At 71.4% G+C, this 18,208-nt stretch carries 14 protein-coding genes; 9 read left to right on the top strand and 5 right to left on the bottom strand.

All coding sequences use genetic code 11. The annotated features are described in order from the left end of the window. Positions 1-17: 17 nt before the first annotated feature. A complete protein-coding gene (locus HS048_RS31945) occupies positions 18-779 on the top strand; it encodes a polysaccharide deacetylase family protein (RefSeq protein WP_084008383.1) in 762 nt (253 codons plus the stop codon). A 161-nt stretch (positions 780-940) separates the two neighbouring features. Here HS048_RS31945 and HS048_RS31940 read toward each other — a convergent pair whose 3' ends face one another. Together HS048_RS31940 and typA are read right to left on the bottom strand one after the other, a co-directional pair. Then, positions 941-1,714, bottom strand: a complete 774-nt coding sequence (locus tag HS048_RS31940) for a superoxide dismutase family protein (protein WP_196469750.1) — start codon at positions 1,712-1,714, stop codon at positions 941-943. A 291-nt stretch (positions 1,715-2,005) separates the two neighbouring features. Next, on the bottom strand, positions 2,006-3,859 hold the full coding sequence (typA, locus tag HS048_RS31935; protein WP_068897553.1) for a translational GTPase TypA: 1,854 nt from the start codon (positions 3,857-3,859) through the stop codon (positions 2,006-2,008). A gap of 251 nt (positions 3,860-4,110) precedes the next feature. Here typA and HS048_RS31930 point away from each other — a divergent pair, with 251 nt between their 5' ends. From HS048_RS31930 to HS048_RS31920, 3 genes are read left to right on the top strand one after another with little or no spacing between them, the layout of a single operon-like run. Then, positions 4,111-4,863 (top strand): alpha/beta hydrolase, encoded by a 753-nt coding sequence (locus HS048_RS31930; protein ID WP_196469749.1) that lies wholly within the window; start codon positions 4,111-4,113, stop codon positions 4,861-4,863. 42 nt (positions 4,864-4,905) lie between these two features. Further along, positions 4,906-6,945 carry a phosphate acetyltransferase gene (pta, locus tag HS048_RS31925; RefSeq protein WP_068897797.1) on the top strand — a complete coding sequence of 680 codons (2,040 nt, stop codon included), beginning with the start codon at positions 4,906-4,908 and terminating at the stop codon, positions 6,943-6,945. Next, positions 6,942-8,123, top strand: a complete 1,182-nt coding sequence (locus tag HS048_RS31920; RefSeq protein WP_196469748.1) for an acetate/propionate family kinase — start codon at positions 6,942-6,944, stop codon at positions 8,121-8,123. Before pta ends, HS048_RS31920 begins: the two co-directional genes overlap by 4 nt. Before the next feature lie 299 nt (positions 8,124-8,422). On the opposite strand, the gene HS048_RS31915 is transcribed toward HS048_RS31920, so the two are convergent. Further along, positions 8,423-9,856, bottom strand: coding sequence for an aldehyde dehydrogenase (locus HS048_RS31915; protein WP_068897550.1), 1,434 nt, complete (start codon positions 9,854-9,856; stop codon positions 8,423-8,425). Between the two features lie 408 nt (positions 9,857-10,264). On the opposite strand from HS048_RS31915, the gene HS048_RS31910 reads away from it, so the two are divergent. The 3 genes from HS048_RS31910 to HS048_RS31900 all read left to right on the top strand — a co-directional run bounded on the left by HS048_RS31910 (position 10,265) and on the right by HS048_RS31900 (position 12,559). Then, positions 10,265-11,176 (top strand): hypothetical protein, encoded by a 912-nt coding sequence (locus tag HS048_RS31910; RefSeq protein ID WP_068897549.1) that lies wholly within the window; start codon positions 10,265-10,267, stop codon positions 11,174-11,176. 256 nt (positions 11,177-11,432) lie between these two features. Continuing rightward, complete coding sequence (locus HS048_RS31905) at positions 11,433-11,744, top strand: DUF6355 family natural product biosynthesis protein (RefSeq protein ID WP_153054274.1); 312 nt, start codon at positions 11,433-11,435, stop codon at positions 11,742-11,744. 164 nt (positions 11,745-11,908) lie between these two features. Beyond that, a complete protein-coding gene (locus HS048_RS31900) occupies positions 11,909-12,559 on the top strand; it encodes a maleylpyruvate isomerase N-terminal domain-containing protein (protein WP_196469747.1) in 651 nt (216 codons plus the stop codon). Between the two features lie 78 nt (positions 12,560-12,637). On the opposite strand, the gene HS048_RS31895 is transcribed toward HS048_RS31900, so the two are convergent. Together HS048_RS31895 and HS048_RS31890 are read right to left on the bottom strand one after the other, a co-directional pair. Further along, positions 12,638-13,933, bottom strand: coding sequence for a penicillin-binding protein (locus HS048_RS31895; protein ID WP_196469746.1), 1,296 nt, complete (start codon positions 13,931-13,933; stop codon positions 12,638-12,640). Between the two features lie 204 nt (positions 13,934-14,137). Then, positions 14,138-14,674, bottom strand: coding sequence for a hypothetical protein (locus HS048_RS31890; RefSeq protein WP_196469745.1), 537 nt, complete (start codon positions 14,672-14,674; stop codon positions 14,138-14,140). Positions 14,675-15,214: 540 nt separating this feature from the next. Between HS048_RS31890 and HS048_RS31885 the strand changes: the two genes are divergently transcribed. Next, positions 15,215-16,684, top strand: a complete 1,470-nt coding sequence (locus HS048_RS31885; protein WP_307832721.1) for an ATP-binding protein — start codon at positions 15,215-15,217, stop codon at positions 16,682-16,684. A gap of 272 nt (positions 16,685-16,956) precedes the next feature. Beyond that, positions 16,957-18,207 (top strand): family 16 glycosylhydrolase, encoded by a 1,251-nt coding sequence (locus HS048_RS31880; RefSeq protein ID WP_068897546.1) that lies wholly within the window; start codon positions 16,957-16,959, stop codon positions 18,205-18,207. Position 18,208: the final 1 nt, after the last annotated feature.

Raw genomic sequence — 18,208 nt, 5'->3', positions numbered from 1 at the left:
GTGCTTCGGGGGGACTCATGCGACTGTGGGCGGCGCCTATCGCCCTGCTGCTCGGGATCGGATCACCGGTCCCGCCTCCACCGGATCCGGAAACCCTCGCCAGGGACCTCACCGAGATCCAGCCGCAGTGGCCGGCGGCCCGGTTCCCCGTCCCGCCCGCCGCCCGGAAGGTGGACTGCGCCAGGACCAGGTGTGTGGCGCTCACCTTCGACGACGGGCCGGGCGAGTACACCGGGCCGCTGCTCGACACCCTCGCCGCCCACCGCGCCAGGGCGACCTTCTTCGTGATCGGGCGGACGGTGGCCGACGGCGACGGCGCGGACCTGCGCCGCATGGTGGCCGAGGGGCACGAGCTGGGCAACCACTCCTGGAGCCACGCCGATCTCACCGGGCTGCCGGAGGACGGCATCGAGGAGGAGCTGCGCCGCACCCAGGAGGCGGTGCGGCGGGTCACCGGGGTGCGGATGGCCTTCATGCGCCCGCCGTACGGCGCCACCGACCGCAGGGTCGCCTCGACGAGCCGCCGCGAGGGGCTGGCCCAGATCCTGTGGAACGTCGACACCCTGGACTGGCTGGAGCGCGACGGCGCGGCCCTACTGCGTCGCGCGGGCGGTGCGGAGCCGGGCTCCATCGTGCTGATGCACGACATCCACCGCGTGACGGTGGAGACCGTCCCCGCGCTGCTGGAGGACCTCGCGGCCAGGGGCTACACGTTCGTGACGCTCTCGGAGCTGTACGGCCGCGCGCTGACGCCGGGCCGGGCGTACCTGAAGCGGTGACGCCGGGCCGGGCGTACCTGAAGCGGTGACGCCGGGCCGGGCGTGCCTGAAGCGGTGACGCCGGGCCGGGCGTGCCTGAAGCGGTGACGCCTGGCCCGGTGCGCCCGGGGCGATGAGAGCGGTCGGCGCTCGGGGCCGGTGCTCAGGGCCGGTGCTCGGGGTCAGCGCTCGGTGAGCACGCCGCAGGCGATGTGCTGGCCGGAGTCGCCGCCCCTCCGGGTCACGGCGTCGGGGCCCTTCGTCATGGCGCCGGCGTCGGCACCGGGACTCGCCGTGGCCTCCGGGTGGCTGTAGCGGTCGGGGATGTTGGCCTGGTTGTCCGGCTGGGCGTGGATGATGACGGCGGTGCCGTCGCCGTCGAAGAGCTGCCGCACCTGGAAGCGGTCGGTGACGAAGGATGCGGCGCCGGTGCCGTCCCGGCCGACCAGGAGGTCGGGCATGTCGCCGGTGTGGTCGGGGTGGGAGGCCTCCTCCAGGCTGAGGTGCGTGCCCGCGCTGGAGAACGGGCCGCCGGTGACGGGATCGGTCGACTCGGCGCTGCAGACGCCCTTGCCGTGGAGGTGGAAGCCGTGGAACCCGTCCGGCAGTCCCTTGACGGTGATCGTGACCACGGACCTGCCGGCCTCCTCCTCGACGCTGAAGGTGCCGACGGACCTGCCGTCGGCGTCCTTGACGTCGGCCCGGCCCGAGGCGCCGCCCGCTCCGGGGGAGGCCGTGCCGGTCGGATCGGGAGACCTCTGCTCGGCGGTGCCGGTCGGGCCGGGAGGGCCGTCGACGGTGTCGTCCGGTGCGGGGTCCCGGCCCGTCGGGCCGGTCGGGGCGGGCAGGTCGGGGAGGTCGGGCGGTTCCGGCGAGGCCTCCGCCGGGGCGCCTCCGGCTGCGAGCGCCCCCGCGCCCAGGACCGTGGCCAGGAGCAGATGCGGTGTGCGGTGCATGGAAGATCCCCCATGTGTCGTGGCTGTGCTCCGCCTCCGTGCGGAGAAGAAATCTCGACTGTCTCCATACCGCCGCAAATGGGGTGCAACCCTAGAGCTAGCCATATATGCGACAAAGGGGGTTTAAGGGGACAAGGAAAAGGGCTGTGGCCCGCCGTGTGCGGCGGGCCACAGCCCTTTCGGTCAGTCAGGTCGTGCCGGGCCGTCCGGGTCCCGGGCTCCGAGGCGGCGCAGGCGCCGCCCTACGGCCGCTCCGGCGGCGTCGTCCGGTGGCCGGGTCCGGACGGGCGCTCAGCCGCCGCGCTTGGCGCGGGCGGCGCTGCGGCCGCGGGTGGCGGCGTCGAGGACGACCTTGCGGATGCGCACGGACTCCGGAGTGATCTCCACGCACTCGTCCTCGCGGATGAACTCCAGCGCCTGCTCCAGGGAGAGCTGGCGCGGCGGGATGACCTTCTCGGTCTCGTCCGCGGTGGAGGAGCGCATGTTGGTGAGCTTCTTCTCCTTGGTGATGTTCACGTCCATGTCGTCGGAGCGCGAGTTCTCGCCGACGATCATGCCCTCGTAGACCTCGGTGCCCGGCGAGACGAACAGCACGCCGCGCTCCTGCAGGTTGAGCATGGCGAACGCGGTCACCGGGCCGGAGCGGTCGGCGACCAGGGAGCCGTTGTTGCGGGTGCGCAGCTCGCCGAACCACGGCTCGTAGGCCTCGAAGACGTGGTGGACCAGGCCGGTGCCGCGGGTCTCGGTGAGGAACTCGGTCCGGAAGCCGATCAGGCCGCGGGCCGGGACCACGAACTCCATCCGGATCCAGCCGGTGCCGTGGTTGGTCATGTGCTCCATGCGGCCCTTGCGGACGGCCAGCAGCTGGGTGACGGCGCCGAGGTACTCCTCCGGGCAGTCGACGGTCAGGCGCTCGACCGGCTCGTGCAGCTTGCCGTCGATCGTCTTGGTGACGACCTGCGGCTTGCCGACGGTCAGCTCGTAGCCCTCGCGGCGCATCTGCTCGACCAGGATGGCCAGCGCCAGCTCACCGCGGCCCTGGACCTCCCAGGCGTCCGGGCGCTCGGTCGGGAGCACGCGCAGCGAGACGTTGCCGACGAGCTCCTTGTCGAGGCGGTCCTTGACCATGCGGGCGGTCACCTTGGCGCCCTTGACCTTGCCGACCAGCGGCGAGGTGTTGGTGCCGATGACCATCGAGATGGCGGGCTCGTCCACGGTGATCAGCGGGAGCGGGCGCGGGTCCTCGGGGTCGGCGAGCGTCTCACCGATCATGATCTCCGGGATGCCGGCGATCGCGATGATGTCGCCGGGGCCCGCCTCCTCGGCGGGCTTGCGCTCCAGCGCGTCGGTCATCAGCAGCTCGGTGATCTTCACCTTCTGGATGGTGCCGTCGGTGCGGCACCAGGAGACCTGCTGGCCCTTCTTGATGGTGCCCTGGTGGACGCGGCACAGCGCGATCCGGCCCAGGTAGGACGAGGCGTCCAGGTTGGTGACGTGCGCCTGCAGCGGGGCCGAGGGGTCGTAGGTCGGAGCCGGGATGGTGTCCTTGATGACCTGGAAGAGCGGCTCCAGGTCCTCGGAGTCCGGCATGCCGCCGTCCTCGGGACGGTTCAGCGAGGCCCGGCCGGCCTTGGCCGAGGCGTAGACGATCGGGAAGTCGATCTGCTCCTCGGTCGCGTCCAGGTCCATGAAGAGCTCGTAGACCTCGTCCACGACCTCCTTGATCCGGGCGTCGGGGCGGTCGACCTTGTTGATGCAGAGGATGACCGGCATCTTGGCGGCGAACGCCTTGCGCAGCACGAACCGGGTCTGCGGCAGCGGGCCCTCGGAGGCGTCCACCAGCAGCACGACGCCGTCGACCATCGACAGGCCGCGCTCGACCTCGCCGCCGAAGTCGGCGTGGCCGGGGGTGTCGATGATGTTGAGGGTCATGCCGCCGTGCTTGACGGCGGTGTTCTTCGCGAGAATGGTGATGCCCTTCTCGCGCTCGAGGTCGTTGGAGTCCATGACACGGTCGTCCACGTCCTGGTTGGCCCGGAAGGCCCCGGACTGCCAGAGCATGGCATCCACGAGAGTGGTCTTGCCGTGGTCGACGTGCGCGATGATCGCGATGTTCCGCAGGTCGTCGCGGCTGTTCAAAGGCATGATGGAGTCTCACTCTGTGATCGTGGAGGCTGGCCGCGGACGTGCGGCCGTACCATTTTAGTTGATTCCCGCCTTCGCTAACGCGCTCTCGGCGTCAAGCGCTTCCCGTTCACCTCCCGGACATCCGCGCGCTCACCTTCCGGGTACCCGGTCGTACCCCTCGCTCACCTGCGCACGGGCCCCGCGCGGCACCGCGCGGTTCCGTGCGGGCGCCGTACGGACATCGCACCGGCACTGCCTAAGCTCGGCACATGCCCCTGACCCCTTCCTTGCCCGCGACGCTCATCACCCGGGACGGCGTACGGATCGACGCCGCGCACACCCCGCCGGGAGACGGCGGCGGGGACCTGGGGATCGTGCTGGCGCACGGCTTCACCGGATCGCTCAGGGAGCGGACCACCCGGCGGATCGCCCACGTGCTCAGCGCCTTCGGCGGGGTGGTCGCGCTCGACTTCCGGGGGCACGGCCGGTCCGGCGGGGAGTCGACCGTCGGGGACCTGGAGATCCACGACCTGGACGCGGCCGTGCGGCACGCGCGGGCGATCGGCTACACCAGGGTCGTGACCGTCGGGTTCTCGATGGGCGGGGCGGTGGCGCTCCGGCACGCGGGCCTGCTGAAGGGCGTGGACGGCGTGGTCGCGGTCAGCGCCCCCGCGCGCTGGTACTACCGGGGGACCCGGCCGATGCGCCAGGTCCACTGGGCGATCGAGCGCCCGGCCGGGCGGCTGGCGGCGCGGCTGGGCAAGGGCACGCGGATCTCCCGCAAACCGTGGGACCCGGTCCCGCCCGCGCCGTACGAGGCCGCCGCGCACATCGCCCCGGCGCCGCTGCTGGTGGTGCACGGCGACGCCGACGCGTTCTTCCCGCTCGACCACGCGCACCAGATCCACGACTCCGCCCGGGACCCGAAGGAGCTGTGGGTGGAGCCCGGGTACGGCCACGCGGAGACGGCGGCCACGCCCGCCCTGATCCGCCGGATCGGGCGATGGGCGGCCATGGTTTAGTCCTGGTGTGCACGGCAACGGGTCGAGGCGGGGGTAATGCGCATGCGGAGCATCTACGTGGCCGGTCTGGGCCCGGGAGACGGCCGGCAGATCGTCGAGCTCGGGCTGATGGAGCTGCTGACCCGCCGGGTCGACCGCACCGGCGTGTTCCGGCCGATCGCCCGGGGCGAGCGCGCCTCCGAGCTCCTCGACGACAGATACCGCCCGGCCGCCTCGGCGATCGGGGTGACCGCCGAGGACGCGGCCGAGATCTACGCGCAGCGGGGTGCGGAGGAGCTGATCGGCCGGCTGGTCGCCCGCTTCCACACGCTGGAGCGCGAGTGCGACGCGCTGCTGGTGCTGGGCAGTTCCTTCGCCACCGACGACCTCCCCCGCGAACTGGCCTTCAACGCCCGCCTCGCCGCCGAGTTCGGCGCCCCGGTGATCGTGGTGGTCGGCGCGCACGCCGACTCCGCCGACGAGATCGCGATGGAGATGCGCACCGGCTACCAGGTCTTCTCCGACCTGGGCTGCACCGTCCTGGCGGTGATCGCCAACCGGGTCCCGCCCGAGATGACCGTCGAGCCCGACCTGCCGGTGCCGTTCTACGTCATCCCCGAGCACCCGTCGCTGTCGGCGCCGACCGTCGGCCAGGTGGCGCAGGCCGTGCGGGCCGAGCGGATCCAGGGGGAGGAGGACGGGCTGCGCCGGGACGTGACCGGGTTCGTGTTCGGCGGCGCGACGATCCCGCTGTTCCTCTCGCACCTGGTGGACGGGGCGCTGGTGATCACCCCCGGTGACCGGCCCGACCTGCTGCTGGCCTCGCTGGCCGCCGAGGCGGCCGGTACGGCCCGCCCCGCCGGCGTGGTGCTCACGCTGGGCGAGAAGCCCACCGCCAACGTGCGGGCGCTCACCGCGCGGCTGGCCCCCGGCATGCCGGTGCTGGCGGCCGCCGACGACAGCTTCACCGTGGCCACCACCCTGGCCGGGCTGGAGGGACGGCTCGGCGCGGACAACCCCCGCAAGATCGAGACGGCGCTCGGCCACTTCGACGCGCACGTCGACACCGCCGGTCTGGCCGACCGCATCGAGCTGGCCCGCTCCGAGCGGGTCACCCCGATGATGTTCGAGCACACGCTGCTGGAGCGGGCGCGCGCCGACCGCAGGCACATCGTGCTGCCGGAGGGCGAGGAGGACCGCATCCTGCGGGCCGCCGACGTCCTCGTCCGCCGTGGCATCGTGGACCTCACCCTGCTGGGCCGCGAGGAGGTGGTCCGGCGGCGGATCGCCGACCTCGGCCTCGACCTGGACGGGGTGACCGTGACCGACCCGCTGAGCTCGCCGCTGCGCGACGCCTTCGCCGAGGAGTACGCCGCGCTCCGGGCGCACAAGGGCATCACCCTGGAGCGGGCCAGGGACGTGGTCACCGACGTCAACTTCTTCGGCACGATGATGCTGCACCGGGGCGACGTGGACGGCATGGTCTCCGGCGCCGCGCACACCACCGCCGCCACGATCCTGCCCGCCTTCCAGATCATCAGGACGGTCCCGGGCACCTCGATCGTCTCCTCGGTGTTCTTCATGTGCCTGGCCGACCGGGTGCTCGTCTACGGCGACTGCGCGATCAACCCCGACCCGGACGCCGGACAGCTCGCCGACATCGCGATCTCCTCGGCCCGTACGGCGGAGCGGTTCGGCGTCGAGCCCCGGATCGCGATGCTGTCGTACTCCACGGGCCGCTCGGGCAGCGGCGCCGACGTCGACAAGGTCCGCGAGGCCACCGCCATGGTCGCCGAGCGGGCGCCGGACCTGCTGGTGGAGGGGCCCGTCCAGTACGACGCGGCGGTGGACCCCCGGGTGGCCGCGGCCAAGCTGCCCGGCTCCCAGGTGGCCGGGCGGGCGACCGTACTGATCTTCCCCGACCTGAACACCGGCAACAACACCTACAAGGCGGTGCAGCGCTCGGCCGGGGCGGTCGCGGTCGGCCCGGTCCTGCAGGGCCTGCGCAAGCCGGTCAACGACCTGTCGCGCGGCGCGCTGGTCACCGACATCGTCAGCACGGTGGCCATCACCGCCATCCAGGCGCAGGGAGAGACCCGATGACCCACATCCTGGTGATCAACTCCGGATCGTCGTCCCTGAAGTACCGGCTGCTCTCCATCGGCGGCGGGAACGGAGACGGGGACGGGCAGGGGACGGCCGTGCGGCTGGCCTCGGGCCTGGTGGAGCGGATCGGCGAGCCCGGCTCCCCGGTCGCCGACCACGGCGCGGCGCTGGACGCGGTCTCCGCGGAACTGGCCTCCGCCGGGTTCGGGATCGACTCGCCGGAGCTGACCGCGATCGGGCACCGGGTCGTCCACGGCGGCCGGGACTTCACCGAGCCCACGCTGATCACCGACGAGGTGGCGGAGCGGATCGAACGGCTCATCCCGCTGGCGCCCCTGCACAACCCGGCGAACCTGGCGGGCATCGAGGTGGCCCGGCGGATCCGCCCCGACCTGCCGCAGGTCGCGGTCTTCGACACCGCCTTCCACTGCACCGTCCCGGCCGCCGCCGCGACCTACGCGATCGACCGCGAGACCGCCGAGCGGTACGGCATCCGGCGCTACGGCTTCCACGGCACCTCCCACGCCTACGTCTCGCGCGCGGCGGCGGGGCTGGCCGACCGGCCGGGCCCCGGCGGGCCCAACGTGATCGTGCTGCACCTGGGCAACGGCGCCAGCGCCTCGGCGGTGGCGGGCGGGCGGTGCGTGGAGACCTCCATGGGCCTGACCCCGCTGGAGGGGCTCGTCATGGGCACCCGGAGCGGTGACGTGGACCCCGGGGTGCTGATGCACCTGCGCCGCGAGGCCGGGATGGAGGTCGAGCGGATCGACGAGCTGCTCAACCGGCGCAGCGGCCTGCTCGGCCTCTGCGGCGACAACGACATGCGCGCGGTGGAGAAGCGGGTGGCCGCCGGGGACCCGGAGGCGGAGCTGGCCCACGCGGTCTACTGCCACCGGCTGCGCAAGTACGTCGGCGCCTACTACGCGGTGCTCGGGACGGTGGACGTGATCGCGTTCACCGGCGGCATCGGGGAGAACTCCTCCCTGGTCAGAGAGCGGGCGCTGAGCGGCCTGGAGGCGCTCGGGATCGTCCTGGACGCCGGCCTCAACGCGGCGGGCGAGGGCGTGATCTCGGCAGGCGGCTCGCGGGTCAAGGTGGCGGTGGTCCCCACCGACGAGGAACTGGAGATCGCCCGCCAGACTCTCGACGTCATCTCTCGAACCGATCGCGGATAAAAGGCGTCTACCTACAGTGGATGGATGAAATCCGCCGGGAGAAGCCCACGGGACACGAACCACTGCCAACCGGTGGTCGTGGGGCATACTTCATGCAGTCGGGCGGTCGCCCAGCGTCGCGGGGGCGCGCTGGGTGATCCATCCGCCGGGCGGGTGCGCCGGTACGGCTGGCGGGAGCCGTACCGGCGCGTCCGGCGAGCCGCCGGGCGCCGGAGCGCCGGGGGCACCGGTTGCGGGGAGGCCGGACGTCGGGCGCCGGTCGCGGGGGTGCCTGCACCGGGCCGCGGGACCGCCGGGGCTCAGCCCAGGCGGGCGATGGACTTGTACTCCAGATAGGCCGCCAGGCCCTCGGGGCCGAGCTCGCGCCCGAGGCCGCTGCTCTTGAAGCCGCCGAACGGGGAGCTGGTCTCGATCATGAAGAGGTTGACGCCGTAGGTGCCGGTGCGCACCTGGCGGGCCACCTCCATGCCGCGCTCGGTGTCGGCGGTCCACACCGTGCCCGCCAGGCCGTAGTCGCTGTCGTTGGCGATGCGGACCGCGTCGGCCTCGTCCTCGTAGGGGATCACGGTCAGGACCGGACCGAAGATCTCCTCGCGGGCGATCCGCATCTCGTTGGTGGCGCCGGCGAAGACGGTGGGGGCCACGTACCAGCCGCGGTCGAGGGGGCGCTCCAGGCCGCCGACGACCGGCTTGGCGCCCTCGTCGATGCCGATCCTGATGTAGTCCTCCACCCGCGCCTGCTGGCGCTGGGCGACCAGCGGGCCGATGCCGGTGGCGGGGTCGGCGGGGTCGCCGACCGGCATGCTCCGCACCATCGCGGCGACCGCGTCCACCACCTCGTCGTAGCGGTTGCGGGAGGCGAGGATGCGGGTCTGCGCGACGCACGCCTGGCCGTTGTTCATCAGCGAGGCGATCGACAGGAAGCCCATCGCGGAGGACAGGTCGCAGTCGTCCAGGATGATCGCGGCGGACTTGCCGCCGAGCTCCAGGGTGCAGCGCTTGAGCTGCTCGCCGCAGATGCTCCCGATGCGGCGGCCGGCGGCGGTGGAGCCGGTGAAGGCGACCTTGTCCACGCCGGGGTGGGAGACCAGGTGCTCGCCGGCCTCGCGCCCGGCGGCGACGATGTTGACGACGCCGTCGGGGATCCCGGCCTCCTTGACCATCTCGGCCAGGAGGTAGGAGTCGAGCGGGGTCTCCGGCGCGGGCTTGACCACGATCGTGCAGCCCGCGACGAGCGCGGGGGCCAGTTTGATCATGATGACGAACTGCGGGACGTTCCACGGGACGATCGCGGCGACCACGCCGACGGGCTCGCGCCGTACGGTCACCGGGCCGAACGTGCCGGGCCGCTCCTCCTCCACGGGGAAGGTCGCGCCGAGCTCGGCGTAGTACTGCAGCATGCCGAGCGGCTGCGGGGCCTGGGCCATCTGGGAGAAGGTGATGGGCGAGCCCATCTCCTCCGTGATGATCTCCGCCATCTCGCCCTGCCGGGCCGCGTAGATCTCGGCGAGCCTGCCGACGACGGCGGCGCGCTCGGCCATCGTCATCCGGGGCCACGGGCCGTGGTCGAAGGCCCGGCGGGCGGCGGCCACCGCGCGGTCCATGTCGGCGGGGGTGCCCTCGGGGACGCGGCCGACGACCTCCTCGGTGTGGGGCGAGATGACGTCGATGGTCCCGGTGCCGGCGGGAGCGACCCAGTCGCCCCCGATGAACAGCGTGTCGTGCTGGCGCATGATGTCTTGCCTCCTGGTGGGCGGACCGGAGCCGGTTTTCCGAGCGAGTGCTTGCTCGGACAGTGTCATGCGGGAGGAGGCGCTTCACAAGGCCTCTCGCCCATGAGACCGAATCATGTTCTATGGATGATGGCAAGGGGCCTCCGCGGGCTCGCCGGTGTTCCGCACTCGGCCGTCAGGAGGGCGGCCGGGGCCGTACCCTCTTGTCATGCCGTGGTGCGTCCTCGCCCGGCGGAAGGCCGTCTCCTTTCCCTGTTCCGAGGGCATGTCCGGAAATTTTGTTCAAATCTCACAAACTGGTAGACAGTCCATCAAAGGTGTACGAGTTCCACGGTTCCGGTGGCGGGCTTGAAGATCGTCTTCTATAGTTTCGCTCGGTCCGCAAGGGGCTCTGGAGGTGAGCGAAGCGTGCGACCGAGCCGCCCGGCGATGCTGGGTGTCCTGCTCGCGGCGCTCCTGCTGACTCCCGCGATGGCGGGCGCGAGCGCCGGACACGCCACCCGGCTCGACCCGGAGGCCCAGCTGAAGAAGCTGACCGCCGAGGCGAGCAAGCTCAACAAGCTCTACCGCGGCCAGGTGCAGACCCTGGAGGACGCCCGGGTCAAGGCCAAGAAGGCCACCGAGACCGCCAAGAGCCTCAAGCGGGCCCTGGCCACCGCGCAGACCGACGTGGTCCGCTTCGCCCAGACCACCTACATGGGCGGTCCGCTGGACAGCGGCAGCCTGCTGAGCTTCAAGGGCGACGCCGGAGCCGTCCTCGACCAGGCCGCGGCCATGTCCTACCTCGCCAGCCAGCGCGCCACCCAGCTGATCCGCGTCAAGGAGCTGATCGCGGAGGCCAAGAAGGCGGAGAAGAAGGCCACCGCCGAGATCACCCGGCTCCAGCGGGACATCGCCAGGCTCAAGAAGGACCGCGTCAAGATCGAGACGCTGCTGGCCAAGTACGGCTTCCAGCAGCCGTCGGGGAGCGGCGGCCTGACCGCCCGCACGGTCACCATGCGCAACCTGGTGCTGCAGAGCTTCCCGATGCCGTACGGCTACGGCTGCCTGCGCCCCGGCGACCCCGGCGACCACGGCAGCGGCCGGGCCTGCGACTTCATGCTGAGCTCCGGAGGCCGGGTCCCGACCCCCGACGCCAGGGCCCGCGGTGACCGCCTGGCCCAGTGGGCGATCACCAACGGGCGGCGGCTCGGCGTGATGTACGTCATCTGGCAGCAGAAGTACTACGACGTGCGGACCGGCGCGGGCTGGCGGATGATGTCCGACCGCGGTGGCAACACCGCCAACCACATCGACCACGTGCACATCTCGATGTTCTGACCTGACGTCCCCGTCGGAAACGGAGCAGCATCGTCCGGACCGGTTCCCTCCGGTGTCCGATCGACCATGACGCATCGTGCCGCCGCGAGGAGGAACGCGGGCCGGCGTGCGCTGGGAGCGCCGCATGACGCCCAGGTGGCGGCAGGTGCGGGACTGGCAGTGATCCGCTGCTTTTTGGCAGCCGCGCCGCTGTCGGCGTGCCGGGAGGGGTGACAGGCTACCTGCGTTCGGAGATCACCACGATTCAGGAGTGCGCATGAGAGCGACGAGAATCGCCGCGGGCGTGGCCGGGCTGCTGATGGCCGGATCCCTGCTGGGCAGCGCTTCGTCGGCGTCGGCCCAGACGGCGACCGGTAACACCTCGGCGTACGGCTGCGGTTACATCCACTTCACCGAGACCCCCGACCGGCGGGCGAAGTACAACCACTGCGGTCCGAACTCCACGGTCCAGATCATGGTGGAGAACTCGTTCTGGTGGGACTGCGGACCGTACACCGTCAACCGCGGCATCACCGACATCGAGGCCTGGTGCGGCGGCATCCGCACGCTGTACGCCTGGGCCGTGTGACGACGGCTTCCCCGCGCCGCGTGGCGGCCCCGGTCTCCCGGGGCCGCCACGCGGCGTCATGCCGGACACCGTGCGGCCACCGGTCGCCTCCCACGCGGGGGCGGACGATCCCGGACCCGGCTGCGGCCGGCCGGGCCCCCGCCGCAGCCGGTACGGTCCCTGTCATGCCGAGAACAGCCGAACCGTTCAGATCCCCGGTCACCGCGGACGACCTCGACCAGGCCGTGCGGCTCGCCGTGGCCCTCCTCCGCGAGGCCCCCGCCGCGGCCTGGGACGCCAGGGCGGGAACACTGGAGTGGGACTGCTGGGAGACCGTCGAGCACCTCGGCGACGACCTCTTCGCGTACGCCGCGCAGCTGGGCCCCAGGATACCGCCGATGGACGGCGAGGTGCCCTTCGTGTTGCGGTCGCGCAGGCCAGGAGGCCCGGCCAGCGTCGTCCACGCCGACCGCGCGGCGGGACCGGCCGGGTTGCTGCAGGTGCTGGAGGCCAGCGGCGCGCTGCTGGTCGCCATGGTGCGCACGACGCCGCCGCACGTCCGCGCCCATCACGTCTTCGGGGCGTCCGACCCGGAGGGCTTCGCCGCCATGGGGATCGTGGAGACCCTGGTGCACACCCATGATGTGGCGCAGGGGCTCGGGCTCGTCTGGAACCCGCCCGCCGGCCTGTGCTCGCGGGTGCTCGCCCGGCTCTTCCCGGACGCTCCGCGGGACACGGACCCCTGGCCCGCCCTGCTGTGGGCCACCGGCCGCGCCGAACTGCCCGGACACCCGCGGCTCACCACCTGGCGCTGGTACGGCGAGCCCCGGCGGTAGGTTTCGCCGGGGCCGTGAGAGGGCGGCTGAGAAGGGACGCCGGTCTGAACCCGCGGAGCGAGCCCGGGTCCGCGGCGGTCAGTCCGGGCAGGCGTCGCGGCAGGCGCCGAAGCGCACGGCGTCCGGTCGGACGAAGCCGGTCTCGTGCGTCCCCCGCACCGCCTCGGTCATCGCCTCCTTCCAGATCAGGCCGGGAACCGACGTGCCGTCCACCTGAGGGTGGTGACGGCCGCCGATGGTGACGTCGACCAGTGGGTGCTGGTATCCGCGAGGGTCGCCGAGGCTGACGGCCGAGGCCAGGCCGGGGGTGTAACCGGCGTACCAGGCGGCGGTGAAGGCGTCGGTCGTGCCGGGCATGCCCGCCGCCTCGCGGCCGAGGCCCCGGAGCGTGCTCCTCTCCAGGGCCTCCGACAGCAGTCCGGTGACCGCGTCGGCGACCTCAGGGTCCAGGACCTGCCGGCAGCGCGGGGGGAAGGAGCGCAGGGCACCGGAGTCGTCGCGGATCTCCGTGATCACCGTCGGCTCGCAGAAACGGCCGCGGGCGGCGAGGCTGGCGTAGGAGTTGGCCACCGAGACGGGGTCGACCTCGTCGACGCCCAGCGTGAACGTCTCCAGTTCCCGGAGCGGCGCTCCGTCGGCGCGCCTGAGTCCGAGCCGCTCGGCCGTCCTGACGGTCTCGCACAGACCGACCTTCTCCTCCAGGCGCATGTAGAAGGTGTTCACCGCGTCCCGGGTGCCCGATCGCAGGGTGACGAACCGGTCCCCGTCCTTCTTCAGGTTGAAGATGGCGAAGGCCGGTTCGCCGACGGTCTGGCCCGCGCAGTTCCTGAACGTCCCGTGGTCCTGAGCGCGGTACTGGTCCGAGACGGGGAAGCCGTCGTCGTACCGCAGACCGGCGGAGAGTGCGGCGGCGAGGGTGTAGGGCATCGCCGTCGTGCCCTGCTGGAAGGCCGGTCCGTCGGCGGTCCCGCGGCTGGTGGCCATGGCCCTGATGGCGCCTTCGCCGGGAACGATCATGATCTGGGTGGCGACCTGCGGGTCGTCGCGGTGGACGTGGGCGTCGATGGCCCGCTGCGCCGCCTGCTGGAGCCGCCGGTCGATCGTCGTCCGGATCGTCAGGCCGTCGCGGGTGAGCAGCCGCGGGTCCTCGGCGAGAAGCCGCTCTCTGACCTGCCGGCAGAGGTAGGGATGTCCGCTGCCCGCGCAGTCGCCGGAGAACTCCTCGATGACGGCACCCTCGACGTCCAGCAGCACGCTCTTCCGGGCCGCGGAGGAGGCCGAGGGCACGACGGTGGAACCCGAGGCCATGCGCTCGCCCGTACCGCCGTCCGCCGGGTTCCGCAATATCAGGAAGACCGCGGCCAACGCACCCACTGCGGCGATGCTCAGGAGAACCGGCAATGCCTTCATCGTCGCCCTTCGGGATATCCCACTCGACGTACGGATCATCCAGGAAAGGCGCGGCTCGGACAACCGGCCGGAATCCGGAATGACGATGGCGGTTTTCCGGACGCCGATGAGGCGGCCCTTTCCGGGCGGGTTCAGCGGTCGCGTCCGTCGTGCCGGGGGAGGGGAGTCTCACTCCCGCGCATCGGCGGGGGCGGAGGGCTGCGAGAGATAGGGCAGGCGAGCGGACATGTAGAGGCGGACGACGAACCATATGACCGCGACCACTCCGGCGACCGCGGTGATGAGTGCGATTCCGGATGGAAGCGCACCGGTGTAGAAGGTCACCACTCCCGTGACGTTCACCGCGAGCAGGACCCAGCGGAGGGCGTTGAAGGTCGAAGCCGTGGAGGAATCACCGACGGCCTGTGCCCGACTGATTATCCCCTCCGCCGTCAGCCATATCGTGATCGTGCCGCTGAGCATGTAGAGCAGGCCCATGACGACGTTCGCGGTGAGACCGACGAGTGCGGCGAGCGAGAGGGCCGATGCCGCGACGGCGCTCAGCCGGGCCTTACCGAAGACGGGATCGACCGACTTCTCCATACGTGAGAGCCCGAGGACGACGAGCAGCCATCCAATGACGTCGACGAGGAGGTCGAAACCGTTGATGCGGATTGCGAACAGGGCTATCAGGAATCCGGCCGCGACCGTCCGAAGGGGGAACATGGGCATGATGATTCCACTCGCATCCGGTAATGCGGAATGAAATTCGCCGGGGAAGAGCCGGCCCGGAGCGCGGGGCGATCCGGTCCGGAAGTACGTCCCGCTCTCGAACGCGAGGCTGAGGTCATCGCGATCACCTGTACGGCACGGGTGATTCGTGCGAGTCTGCCTGGACCAAGATAGTGATCAAGAACGGATGCGACATATGACGGCGCTCGTCATCCCATCGATGTGGCCGTAAGGCGCAGGTCCGCTTGGTCTCGTGGCGTCGGTCCGGTCGGCCGTGTCCGCACCGGGGGTGAGCTGGATCGAGCCGTTGCTGATCAGCCGCGCTGGTGGTCGCCTGGTGGTTCCGGCCCGTCCTGGTGCTGCGCGCCTCCGGCGGCCATGCCGACGGATGCCCGGCCTGTGCGCCCGGGATCGAGGAGGACTCCGGGAAGGCGGTGGACGGTGGCGCATGGAGTTCCGACCTGTGCCGATCCGGCTGAGCGGCTATAAGGAGAATGCCTATAATAAGCGTCCTCATCATTGGGGAGGGTGGTCGTGGACAAGCCCGCGGAGATGTTCGACCGGGACTACGAGTGGTCGGAGCTGACGCGGTTCGTCCGCTACCCGGGAGAGGAGGCGACGCTCGGCGTGGTGTCCGGGCGGCGCCGACAGGGCAAGACGTTCCTGCTGGACGCGGTCTGCCGCGCGGCGGGAGGTTTCTACTTCGCCGCGACGGAGGCGACCGAGGCCGAGTCCCTGCACCAGTTCGGCGCGGCGCTCGCCCGCCATCTCGGCGAGCCGGTCCCGCGCAGGTTCGCGCGCTGGGACGAAGCCGTCGAGACCCTCATGACCGTCGCCGGCTCCGGGCCGACCCCCGTGGTCATCGACGAGTTCCCTTACCTGGTGAAGGCGTCTCCGCAACTGCCCTCGCTGATCCAGCGGGCTCTCGGCCCGCAGGGACGGCGTCAAGGCGGTGCCGTACGGCTGCTGCTGTGCGGTTCGGCGCTGTCCTTCATGGGGGCCCTGCTGGCGGGGACCGCGCCGCTGAGAGGCCGGGCGAGCCTGGAACTGGTCGTCCCCACGCTGGACTACCGGCAGGCCCGGGACTTCTGGGGCATCTCCGATCCCGCCCTGGCCCTGCTCGTCAACGCCGTGGTGGGCGGCACCCCCGCCTACCGGCGCGAGTTCACGCTGGGTGACGTCCCCGGCGGCATCGATGATTTCGGCCCGTGGGTGGTCCGGAACGTGCTGAATCCCGGCCGTCCGCTGTTCCGGGAGGCGCGCTTTCTCCTCGCCGAGGAACCCGAGCTGCGGGACACGGCCCTGTACCACGGCGTCCTGTCGGCGGTCGCGGACGGCAACCACACCCGGGGCGGCATCGCCGGATACCTCGGCCGCAAGTCCACCGACCTCAGCCACGCGCTGACCGTGCTGGAGGACGTCGGGATGATCGCCAGGGAGGCGGACGCCTTCCACGGCAAGCGCTCCGCGTACCGGATCACCGAGCCCATTCTCGGTTTCTACCACGCGATCATGCGGCCGGAGTGGACGGACCTGGAGCGTCCCGGCTACGCCGAGCAGGTATGGGAGCGGTCGCAGGCGGCTTTCCGGAGCAAGGTCCTCGGTCCGCACTTCGAGCATCTCGCCCGCGTATGGACGCGCTGGCACGCCGGTCCGGAGACTCTCGGCGGCCTGCGCACCCGCGTCGCCTCCGGCGTCCTGCCCGACCCGGAGGCCAAGACGGGCCACGAGCTCGACGTCGTCGTCTTCGGCCGGACCGAGGACGGCAGGGAGGCCATCCTGGCGATCGGCGAGGCGAAGTACGGAGACGTCGTCGGCCAGGGCCACCTCGAACGTCTCGAGCGCCTCCGCGAGCTGCTCGTCCGCCGGGACGACCGGGCCCGATCCGGCGTGCGGCTCCTGCTCTTCAGCGCCGCCGGGTTCGTGCCCGGGCTGCAGGAGATCGCGCAGGGGCGTGACGACCTGCAGCTCGTCGGTCTCGATCGCCTGTACGAGGGGTCCTGAGCCGGTCGCCGTTCCCGTCCGGTGCGCGAGGGATCCTGAGTCGGCCGCCGTTCCCGTCCGGCGGCCGCGGCACCGGCTTCACCAGGCTTGTCAACCATAAATAAACCTTAAATAAAGTTTCGTATTGACAGTGGTTCCGGCGTGCGGTTACATCTTCGTGACTTCAGCCGTAACGGTCTTCTCAGACAGCGCCGCATCGCGACGGCGCCTCCGTACGGCGGGCGGGCCGGCAGGCCGCGCCCGGCAACGACCACAGAGCGGAACCATCCCCCATGCGCAAACGCCGATCACTTCTCGCTGCCCTGACCACGGTCCTCGCCCTGGCCACCACGCTGGTCACCGCCACGGGCGGCGACCGGGCCGAGGCCGCCGCCGGCCCCGTGACCTGGTCCGACGAGTTCAACGGCGCCGCCGGGACCTCCGTCGACTCCTCCAAGTGGAAGTTCGACATCGGGGGCGGCGGCTGGGGCAACAACGAGCTGCAGTACTACACCAACTCGACCCAGAACGTGTACCACGACGGCAAGGGCAACCTCGCGATCACCGCCCGCAAGGGGAACCCGTCCAACCTCCAGTGCCACTACGGGGCCTGCCAGTACACCTCGGGCCGCATCCTGACCGCGGGCAAGTTCAGCCAGGCCTACGGCCGGTTCGAAGCCCGGATCAAGATCCCCAAGGGGCAGGGCATCTGGCCGGCGTTCTGGATGCTCGGCGGCAACGACTGGCCGAACACCGGTGAGATCGACATCATGGAGAACGTCGGCAAGGCGCCGAACACGGTCCACGGCACCGTGCACGGCCCCGGCTACTCCGGCGGCGGCGGTATCGGCGGGAGCCGCACGATCGGCGCGCCGCTCGGCGACGCCTTCCACACCTACCGGGTCGACTGGTCTCCCAACCTCATCGTCTGGTATCTGGACGGAGCGGAGTACTTCCGCCTCACTCCGTCCGGCATCCGCGGCAACAAGTGGGTCTACGACCACCCGTTCTTCATGATCCTCAACGTGGCGGTCGGCGGAAACTGGCCGGGTAGCCCCGACGCGAGCACCTCGTTCCCGCAGACCATGCTGGTCGACTACGTCCGCGTCTCCGCGACCGACCAGGCGCCCGCGAACCCCGGGAACCCGGGGACCCCCGGGAGCGGGAGCGTCCTGAAGTCGAAGCTGAACGGCCGCTGCATCGACATCCCCGGCGGAAAGGCCGCCGACGGCGTCCGGCTGCAGATGTACGACTGCAACGGCAGCGCCGCCCAGAAGTGGTCCGTCAACGGCGACGGCACGGTGAGCGCGATGGGCATGTGCATGGACGCCGCGGGGGCCGGCACCGCCAACGGCACGCCGATCCAGCTCCACCCGTGCAAGGGCAACGCCGCCCAGCAGTTCCGGCTCAACGCGGCCGGCGACCTGGTCAACCCGGTCTCCAACCGGTGCGTGGACGTGGTGGACCGCAACTCCGCCAACGGCGCCCGGCTCCAGCTGTGGGACTGCGCCGGCACGCCCAACCAGAAGTGGACACGCGGCTGAT

The sequence above is a fragment of the Planomonospora sp. ID91781 genome (assembly GCF_015711595.1).
Taxonomy (GTDB): Bacteria; Actinomycetota; Actinomycetes; order Streptosporangiales; family Streptosporangiaceae; genus Planomonospora; species Planomonospora parontospora.
Note: the sequence above shows the minus strand (reverse complement) of the source record. Positions and strands in the feature narration are given on the sequence as shown.